At 46.7% G+C, this 9,261-nt stretch carries 8 protein-coding genes and 1 pseudogene; 5 read left to right on the top strand and 4 right to left on the bottom strand.

Features of this window, described 5'->3' with window-relative positions:
- Positions 1–179 precede the first annotated feature (179 nt).
- Positions 180–467: pseudogene (locus tag Q0R35_RS01355) on the top strand (ISKra4 family transposase); the annotation flags it as partial.
- Between the two features lie 75 nt (positions 468–542).
- Here the strand turns inward: Q0R35_RS01355 and Q0R35_RS01350 are convergent.
- Positions 543–1,082 carry a Uma2 family endonuclease gene (locus Q0R35_RS01350; RefSeq protein ID WP_295613704.1) on the bottom strand — a complete coding sequence of 180 codons (540 nt, stop codon included), beginning with the start codon at positions 1,080–1,082 and terminating at the stop codon, positions 543–545.
- Positions 1,083–1,243: 161 nt separating this feature from the next.
- Here Q0R35_RS01350 and glp point away from each other — a divergent pair, with 161 nt between their 5' ends.
- Positions 1,244–2,476 (top strand): gephyrin-like molybdotransferase Glp, encoded by a 1,233-nt coding sequence (gene glp / locus Q0R35_RS01345; RefSeq protein WP_295613702.1) that lies wholly within the window; start codon positions 1,244–1,246, stop codon positions 2,474–2,476.
- A gap of 160 nt (positions 2,477–2,636) precedes the next feature.
- Here glp and Q0R35_RS01340 read toward each other — a convergent pair whose 3' ends face one another.
- The 3 genes from Q0R35_RS01340 to Q0R35_RS01330 form a co-directional block, all read right to left on the bottom strand.
- The gene (locus Q0R35_RS01340; protein WP_295613700.1) at positions 2,637–3,938 is read right to left on the bottom strand and encodes a dihydrolipoamide acetyltransferase family protein; all 1,302 of its coding nucleotides are present in this window, start codon (positions 3,936–3,938) and stop codon (positions 2,637–2,639) included.
- Positions 3,939–4,140: 202 nt separating this feature from the next.
- Positions 4,141–4,590 (bottom strand): YlqD family protein, encoded by a 450-nt coding sequence (locus Q0R35_RS01335; RefSeq protein ID WP_295613698.1) that lies wholly within the window; start codon positions 4,588–4,590, stop codon positions 4,141–4,143.
- A 204-nt stretch (positions 4,591–4,794) separates the two neighbouring features.
- The gene (locus Q0R35_RS01330; protein WP_295613696.1) at positions 4,795–6,759 is read right to left on the bottom strand and encodes an AMP-binding protein; all 1,965 of its coding nucleotides are present in this window, start codon (positions 6,757–6,759) and stop codon (positions 4,795–4,797) included.
- A 381-nt stretch (positions 6,760–7,140) separates the two neighbouring features.
- Here Q0R35_RS01330 and Q0R35_RS01325 point away from each other — a divergent pair, with 381 nt between their 5' ends.
- The 3 genes from Q0R35_RS01325 to Q0R35_RS01315 all read left to right on the top strand — a co-directional run bounded on the left by Q0R35_RS01325 (position 7,141) and on the right by Q0R35_RS01315 (position 8,979).
- Entirely contained in the window at positions 7,141–7,704 is a 564-nt protein-coding gene (locus Q0R35_RS01325; protein WP_295613694.1) for a Uma2 family endonuclease, read from the top strand.
- A gap of 43 nt (positions 7,705–7,747) precedes the next feature.
- A complete protein-coding gene (locus Q0R35_RS01320) occupies positions 7,748–8,173 on the top strand; it encodes an NUDIX domain-containing protein (protein ID WP_295613692.1) in 426 nt (141 codons plus the stop codon).
- Positions 8,174–8,331: 158 nt separating this feature from the next.
- Positions 8,332–8,979, top strand: coding sequence for a Uma2 family endonuclease (locus tag Q0R35_RS01315; RefSeq protein WP_295613690.1), 648 nt, complete (start codon positions 8,332–8,334; stop codon positions 8,977–8,979).
- Positions 8,980–9,261: the final 282 nt, after the last annotated feature.

The raw sequence follows: 9,261 nt of genomic DNA, 5'->3' as shown, positions 1-9,261 counted from the left end.
CTCCAATCAGCCCATGAAAATCTTCGATCGCCAGCTTGACGCTCTCTGGTGTTGCGTCCCAATCTGCCTTGGTGACTTTTCTTCCGGCTATCTCAATGCTCTCGGATTCCATTCCTCTACTGTACTAGATCTTGTTCTCTTCAACCCGCCAATTTTCTTTATCCCTGGGACGCTTACCAAAAACTCTTCTCTGGCAAGGGAAGATTGATGAAACTCTTACACTTATCTCGCCACTTAAATCTAAAAAAGCTCAGAATTTTTGTCAATATTTGGAGACCCACCGCCACCGAATTATTAATTATGATTATTACCAAACAGAAAATATCTGTTCGATTGGTTCTGGAGCAATAGAGTCTACTATCAAACAGATAGATCGGCGATTAAAAATCTCTGGAGCACAATGGAATGAAAGTAATGTCTCTCAAGTTCTCAAGCATCGCTGTGCTTACCTTAACGCCCAGCTTTAACGATCGATTAGTTCATTCGTTCTGACAAAGTTGGCGTGCTCCCGATGTGACTTGAAGCTGGGAGAGCTATTCAAATTAACCAAATAACTGACTGGTAACGATCGATAAATCTGGAAAGATCGAATCGGTAACAATCTGCGCTCCCGTATACGTAATCGGTGCAGCGTCGGGATAAAATACCGTCAAACTCTGTGCGCTCGGATCGACTATCCACACTCTCAGTACGCCACCTGCGAGATAATTACTGGCTTTTTGTGCCATCTGTCCGAAAGTCTGTCTAGGTGAGATAATTTCGACTGCTAATTCTGGTGCGACGGGACAAGCGGCATTTTCTTGCCAAGTAGCTGGCAATCTGTCGAATGAGATGTAAAGTAAATCTGGTACTGGCGTAAAATCATCACTGAGATCGATTGCCCATTCAATCCCCACTCGACCGCGACTATTTCCCCAAGCTGTTAAAGCTGTAAAAATGGTACCAGTCGATCGAGAATGAAAGTATTTAGGAGACATTTTAGCAACGGCGATACCATCAATTAGTTCGTAAGTCAGATCTGTCGCATCTGCCATCGCCCAAAATTCTGCTTTGGTAAGTTTTTCGATCGAGGTGGTTATCATATTTCATCACCAGCAATTCTCAGATTAAATCTAACATACGATCGGATAGAGTAGACTGTTTTTGGCAAGGTTTTCAACTATGATAAATTTCGACCTAAATCTTTTCGACTGGCTCAGAGCGATCGAAGATATACTATAAAGTACTTAATATTCCCCTGCAAATGCTGTCTGTATCCAAATCCGAACAGATAATTCTCGACTTAGTGCGACCGTTGAGTGAAGTAGAACCCGTCGATCTTGCCCTCGCCACCGGACGAATTTTGGCAACTGAAATCGTCAGTCAATTAGATTTTCCACATTGGGATAACTCGGCAATGGATGGTTATGCCGTAAAATTTGCAGATGTGCGATCGAGTACACCCAAACATCCGATTACCCTCGAAGTCGTCGCAGAAATTCCCGCTGGTTGCCAACCGCAACGCGAAATTCAATCGGGAGAAGCCGCCAGAATATTTACAGGGGCGATCGTGCCTGCTGGTGCCGATACAATTGTCATGCAAGAGCATACCCAGCGCGTTCAGAAAAACTTCGTCAAAATTCAGATTGCCCCGACTGCCAAATCTTTCGTGCGCCAGCGTGGTGCATACGCGCGAATCGGCGATCCGCTGCTGGCTGCTGGTACCATCCTCAACCCGCCCGAAATTGCTATTTTGGCAGCCACAGGCTCTAGCCAAGTTGCAGTTTACCGTCGTCCCCGCGTGGCAATTTTGTCTACTGGCGATGAATTGGTCATGCCGCATGAACCTCTCAAACCAGGGCAAATTGTCGATTCTAATCAATACGCACTCGCCGCCTTCGTCCATCAAGCTGGGGGTATTCCGATCTGCATGGGCATCATCCCCGACGATCGGGCAAAATTAACCGCTGCGATGTCTGAAGCGATTGAGTCGGCAGATTTGGTGTTATCGACTGGTGGTGTCTCTGTGGGCGATTATGACTATGTAGAAGCGATCCTGTCAGAATTGGGTGGAGACATCCGCATCCGCGCGGTGGCAATTAAACCAGGTAAACCCCTGACGGTAGCTAAATTCAATCGTGACAATCGGACTGTCGTCTATTTTGGACTTCCGGGCAATCCCGTCTCGGCATTAGTCAGTTGCTGGCGGTTCGTCCGCTCGGCAATGGCAAAACTCTCCGGCTTACCACCTGCGGCTTGGCAACCATGCTGGAGCGAAGCACTAACGACTCAAGATCTCACCGCCGACGGTCAGCGCGAGACTTATTTATGGGGTAAATGGGAGCTAATCGATGGCAAATATTATTTTAGTCTAGCTGGCGGCAGTCACAGCTCGGCAAATCTGGTCAATCTCGCAGGTACTAATGCCCTTGCCGTCGTGCCAGTAGACACGATGCTCGTTCCCGCCGGATCTTCAGTTAAAGTACTGGTATTGTAGTGCCATTCGATCGACTCACATCTTCAGTGCGTTGACGACAGAATGCGGATTGCAGCAGTTTTATTTTTAAAAACTACGATCGGATCTCAATTTCGATCGTGAGAATTGCTAATAAACCTGGATCGGTGCCGATCGCAGGTTTATTACCCGACAACATCGCCTAGAGAGTTAAAGATTGAGTGTTGGTTTCGAGTAATAGAGCCAAATCCTTGAGGAAATTAGCCGCATCCGCACCGTAAATCACCCGATGATCGGAGGTCATATTTACTTGCATTTGACGACGGATGGCAAATGTCCCCTCTTCGCTGGCGACGACTGTCGGTTGAGATGCACCTACCGCTAAAATCGCACCCGTACCGGGGGGTAGAATCGCGTCAAACCGATCGACACCCAGCATTCCGAGGTTGGAGATGGTAAAGGTGCCAGAGCTGTATTCCTGGGGCTGCAATTGCTTGATCCGGGCACGATCGACTAAATCTTTCCACATCCGCGACAGGGAATAAAGATCGAGCTGGTCGGCATTTTGGAGTACGGGGGTAATTAAACCACCATCGGGCATGGCGACGGCGACGGCAATATTAATACCGCCGGGATGATTGACACCTGCATCTGAGTAGCAAGCATTAACGATCGGATGTTTGGCAAGCGTCATGGCGACTGCTTTGGCTAGCAGTGCTGTCATGGTGACACCTTTAGATTTGACTTGCTTGTAAAGTTTGTCGAGGCTATTGGTTTCGATCGTGTAACCGACGCGAAAAGTTGGGATTGCTAAACTCGCCACCATATTGCGGTTGACGGCGGCTTGTAAGGTATTGAAGGGGACTATTCGCGCGCCAGCGGCGATAACAGTTGGCGCGACTGGGTGTGTAACTGCGGGTACGGCAACTGGGTTTGCTGGTTGGCTTTGAATGACCGGAGTTGGTGCTTTACCTGCGGCGGTACTAATATCATCGGCGGTAATGCGACCGTTAGGGCCAGTACCCTGAAGCGTTTCGACGGCAATACCGTATTCTTTGGCTAATTTCCGAGCGCGCGGCGATACTACAGGTCGTTCGCTACGCGTCGGCTGTGCCGAATCGCTCCTAAGAATTGTGGTAGTTGGCGCGACAGGTGCGGGAGCCGCATTCTGGGTGGTTGCGGCTGGTGTTGGTGCTGCGGTTGTTGGTGCAACAGATGACGATTTGCCTTGCGCTTGCTGTTTGGCAGTTTCGATCTCAGCTTCGGTTTCAGCAACTAGGGCAATTGCCGATCCGACAGGCGCGGATTCTCCAGCTTGGACGATAATGGTAGCGATAAAGCCGCCATAAAAGGTTTCGACATCCATATCTGCCTTGTCGGATTCGACCACGACAACGATTTCACCTTTTTCGACTTTATCACCAGGCGATTTCTGCCAGGAGACAATCTTGCCTTCAGTCATCGTGGAACTTAGAGCAGGCATGAAAACTTCGCGTATTGCCATGAGGATCTTCTCGAATCAAACAGTTAGGTTGAGCTTGCAGCTTTCCATCTTAGCCTAATTGGGGGACGGGGGGACGGGGAGATGGGGGGACGGGGAGATGGGGAGTAATTCTTAATTTCCTTTACCCTCGACCCTTTACCCTTCTTCCCTAAAACCTAAAACCTAAAACCTAAAACCTAAAACCTAAAACCTAAAACCTAATTTAGATATTTCCCCGAATTTCCATGACGACTCCATCATGCAGGAGGACTTCGACGTTCATTTTAGAAATCAGATTATCGCCGAGTTTGACTGAAAAGTAGCCTTCAACTTGACCTTGACTGACTTCTTGTTTGAGTTCGAGAAATTGAACCTGTTGAAGTTGTTGGAGAGCCATGTTTTTTTGTTCTAGCAGTTCGCTTTTCTGCTGATTTACTTGCATTTGAATGCTTTCAATCTGCTGAACTACTTGAGGCCCAGGCGGTTGCAGGTTTTGTTTTTGAATTTCGGCGACCGCTCTTTGTCCTTGAATTTCTAGTTGTTGGAGTTGTCCGTCGAGTTCGCTAATTTGGGTTTGTAATAGTTGTTGAGTTTCGTCTTTCCAACGTTGAGTGACGACAGCTTTAATACTGACGACCCGTTTGAGTAATAATTGAGAGTCTGGTAGATCCATGATTAGATAATTTTGGTGACTATTATATATTTATCGATCGACCGCGCAGTCGATCGACAGCAGCTAACGAGCAGTTAGTGAGGGCGAACATAGGTTGGAGATCTGACCTTGTTTTACCGTCCACATCGTTAGCTCGAACGGACGAAATGTTCGCTCTGACGTTTGGTTTAGTAGTTAGCGGTTTGACCCCATACCCAATCCCATTCACCGAGCGAACATCTCGTCAATCATACCGTGATACCGCTCCATCACAACTGGACGACGAATTTTCAGGGTCTGGGTTAAAAGTCCATTTTCGATGCTAAATGGTTCGGCGATGAGTTTGATGGCGACAATTTTGTCATCGGCGCGATAGCCGGGACGGTTTTTAACTTCGCGGTTGAGTTCGTCTTTGATGAGGTTGGCAACTTGACGATCTTCGAGGATGTTCGATTCTACGGTGGAGATTGTGGTGAAATCTAAGGGTAAATTTTGACTGGTTGCCCATTGTTGCAAGGCTTCAGAGTTGGGGACAATTATCGCGCCGAGCGATTTTTGGTCTTGACCGACGAGGACGATTTGGCTGATATACTGACTCCGCAGGCAAGCATCTTCGATCGGGGTAGGTTCGATATTTTCGCCGTTACTGAGCACGATCGTATCTTTAGCACGTCCGGTAATGGTTAAATCGTTACTCGCGGTGAGCATTCCCAAGTCGCCACTATTAAACCAGCCTTCGGGATCGATCGCTTTAGCTGTCGCTTCAGGATCGCGGTAATATCCTTGCATGATTTGAGGGCCGCGAATTAATACTAATCCTTTTTGACCGATCGCGACAGGCTGGCGAGTCTCGACAGCGACAATTTTAATTTCTGTACCGGGTAAGGGTTTGCCTGAAGAGAGGCGGAGATTTTGCCAGGGACGACGGACGTTGGTAATCGGTGCGGTTTCGGTTAATCCATAGCCGACGAGAATATCTACGCCAATAATTTCAAAAAAGAGATCGAGATGTTTGGCAAGCGAACCGCCACCGCTGATAATATTTTTAATTTTACCGCCCGTCGCCGCCCGAATTTTGCTGTAGACTAATTTATCGGCGATCGCGTGAATGGGTGCTAGCAGCGACATCTGAATGCGGGCATTTAACTTTTGACCCATACTAGGTTCCAAACATTCTAAGCTCAAGCCTTGGACGATCCGGCGTGCTTCGATATATTTTTTGCTAGTATTTAGCAGCGTATCGACCAGCTTTTGTTTGTTGGCGGGCTGTTCGCGAAATTGCTTCTGAATGCCCTCATAAATCGACTCAGACAGTCTGGGAACTGCGACGAGGTATTCTGGCTGGTATTCTTTTAAATCTTGCTTGAAATAGCGGATATTGGTGTAAGTTTGGGTACACCCCTGCGAGAGCAGATAATATTCGCACGATCGCTCGTAACTATGCCAAGAAGGTAAGATACTCAACACCCGCGCTCCTGGCGTGGCGGGAATCACTGTGCCGCAGGTATTCACCTGATGGAGTAAATTACCGTGGGAGAGCATTACGCCTTTAGGATTGCCAGAAGTTCCAGAAGTGTAGATTAGAGTAGCTAAGTCGGTTTTTTTGAGAGCTACAGGCGTAAATTGGGCACTTCGACCCAAATCGATAACATTGCTAAAGTTGACTAGTTTAATCGACAGATCTCGCTCGGTTGATTCGTCAGAAAGTAACACGATTAAGTCGATCGGCAACTCGATGATTTTTTTACTTAACTTGTCGAGCGTTTTGAGATCTTCGACTACTAGTGTTTTTGCCTGACTATTTTCTAAAATCGATAGTAACTCTTGAGTCTCAGCTTGCGAACTGCGGACGGCGTTAAATGCGCCTGTTAACATAATGCCTTGATCGGCAACCAGCCAGCGGGGACTATTGTCGGAAAATAGGGCAACCGCTTGGTACGGCTGAATTCCCAAGCTTTGCAATCCGGTGGCAAACAGTTTAATTTGCGTCGCCAACTCTCGGTAAGTAAAGCTAATTTCTGGCTTACTATGCGGCGCAGTTACCGCCACAACATCTCCACACTTTGCCGCGACGATCGCCCAAATTTCCGGAATAGAATTTATCTGTGTATAGTCGATTGTCCGCTCGATATTTTGTCGCTCGCGATCGGTAATTGTATAAGGGTAATTAGCAAATTTAGTGGTTGTCATCGTACTTGCTCACAAAATTTTTATAATGCCAGCGTTAAAATAACGGCTGGCTGTCGATATATTTATAGATTAACTGCCGATCGACCCCGATGACCGATCGATTGTGACAGAACGTGAGGTGGTCGATTCTTTGTCACTCGATCGTCATACCTTTTACACTCAGATTTACTGAAGTCTAGACTAAAAATAGCCCCAACAGATCGAATTCATCCATTCCACCCAGAGATCGAACAGATTTGGCAGCATTGCCAAGATCTTTCGACCGAATCATGCGGCTTTGAGCGATTTATTTTTTAAAAACCACGCTTGCAACACCCATCGCCGCAACTCAATCGCCTCATTAAAGCGGATAATACAAACAGCCCATCACCTCATCCGGCAATGGTTCAAGCACCCATTAAATCGAGCGCACTCGCAGCCTTCCTCAAGCTACCAGAGACAAAACCTGCTAGCGAATTTGTCGATGGTCAAATTATCCAAAAACCGATGCCTCAAGGAAAACATAGCACGATCCAAGGTGACCTAGTACCTGCTATTAATGCAGCACTTAAACCCGATCGAATTGCCCGTGCTTATCCAGAATTGCGCTGCACATTTGGAGATCGATCGACTGTCCCGGATGTAACTGTGTTTGCCTGGGAGCGCATCCCCCGCGATGATGATGGCAAAGTTGCTAACGTATTTGCACTCGCCCCCGATTGGACGATTGAGATTCTCTCGCCCGACCAGAGTCAAACTAAAGTCGTTCGCAATATCTTATACTGTCTCAGCAACGGCACGAAAATTGGCTGGTTAATCGACCCCGCCGAAGAACTAGTATTTGTTTATTTAGCCGACAGAACGATCTCAGTTTTTGAAGAGCCAGACGAGCTATTACCCGTCCCTGAATTCGCTGGGTCGTTTCAACTGACGATCGGGCAACTATTTAGCTGGTTAGATAATTGACTGTCGATCGATATTTAAACGAGAAGATAATAGCTCCAAACCCATGAAACAAGTTAAATCCTGCGGTTTTATATTATTTCGCGGCGATCGATCTCAAACATCTTTTTTGTTGATGAAGCATCCCGATCGCTACGATCTGCCTAAAGGACACATCGAACCGGGCGAAACCGACTTAGAATGTGCCCTCAGAGAGATGAATGAAGAAACGGGGATTCCGGTTAGTGCCGTGCGAGTCGAGCCAGATTTTCAGTATCGATCGGTCTACTATCCCCAATCTGCTAGGTACGATAATAAGGCGGTGGAAAAGACTCTGATTATTTTCTTGGGCTGGGTAGATACCCCAACTGTGATTGCCTCCAGCGAACATCTGGGTTTTGAATGGATCGATTGGCAGCCACCCCACCAAATTCAGGCTCAAACGATCGATCCGCTACTCGCAGAAGTTGATGTTTTTTTGGGGCTTAATTGACATTTAGTTAAACTAAATGTTAGTATTTTGGTTACATCCCTAGGGCGACTCCAAGGGGTTACTGTGAGTAATTTGAGCTTTTAGGTACCTTTTATCGATCGATGAAAAGTTGTCATCGATGTCAATAACATCGCGATCGCAGATCGGGGGAAATAGTAATGGTAATTGCCGCACCAGAACTCAAATCTGAGTTGCAGCCCGTGGGAGAGCAGCGAGTCGTGCTGCGGGGTTTAGATTGGGACGCATATCTACAGATCTTGAATGCCTTACCACAATCTCGCGGATCGCGGTTAACTTATGACGATGGTGTGCTGGAGATTACCGTGCCGTTGGAACTACACGAATTTTCAGGTCGTTTAATCGAATGTTTTGTCCGGGAAATGGTCGAACTAATGGGACTCAAAATTAAGACGATGGGTTCGACAACGATGAACTACCCAAATCTTAAAAAAGGCGCAGAACCCGATAATGCTTATTACATCCAAAATCAACCTTTAGTAAAAGGGCGTAACGTTGATTTCAGCAAAGATCCACCACCAGACTTAGTGGTCGAAGTCGATATTACTCATACTGATATTGCCAAGAATCAGTTCTATTCCAGTCTGGGAGTACCAGAGTTTTGGCGATTTAATGGTAAGGTCTGGCGAATTTATCAGCTTCAGGAAAATGTGTATGTAGAAGTTGAAGTTAGCCCGACATTTCCCAAAGTGCCTAAAGAACGGTTGTATGCGTTTTTAGAGCAGGCAAAAGAGGATGAAATCGAGGCAGTTTGCTCTCTACGTTCCTGGTGGAGAGAGCAAAGCTAGTATTTAGTATATGGTGAATAGTAGCTAGTGGATATAGCGATCCTAAATCATTTTCAAATTAATCACTGATGTTTTTAACCGCAGAGGCGCAGCGATGCGCGCTCGTCGGGTTCCCCGGCGTAAAAAGCGCATCAAGACGGAGAGCGCAGAGAAAGAAAGAAGATCGGATAGCTTTTCATTTAGGATTGCTATAGTACCTAGAAGTAAGTAGTCCATTATTATCCGCCATTATAGACTAATCCAAATGTAGAGGAGGGGTAGTGTCTTGTCAGTTTTTTATTC

The sequence above is a fragment of the Chamaesiphon sp. GL140_3_metabinner_50 genome, assembly GCF_025361915.1.
Lineage (GTDB): Bacteria > Cyanobacteriota > Cyanobacteriia > Cyanobacteriales > Chamaesiphonaceae > Chamaesiphon.
This window is presented reverse-complemented; position numbering and strand designations above follow the sequence as displayed.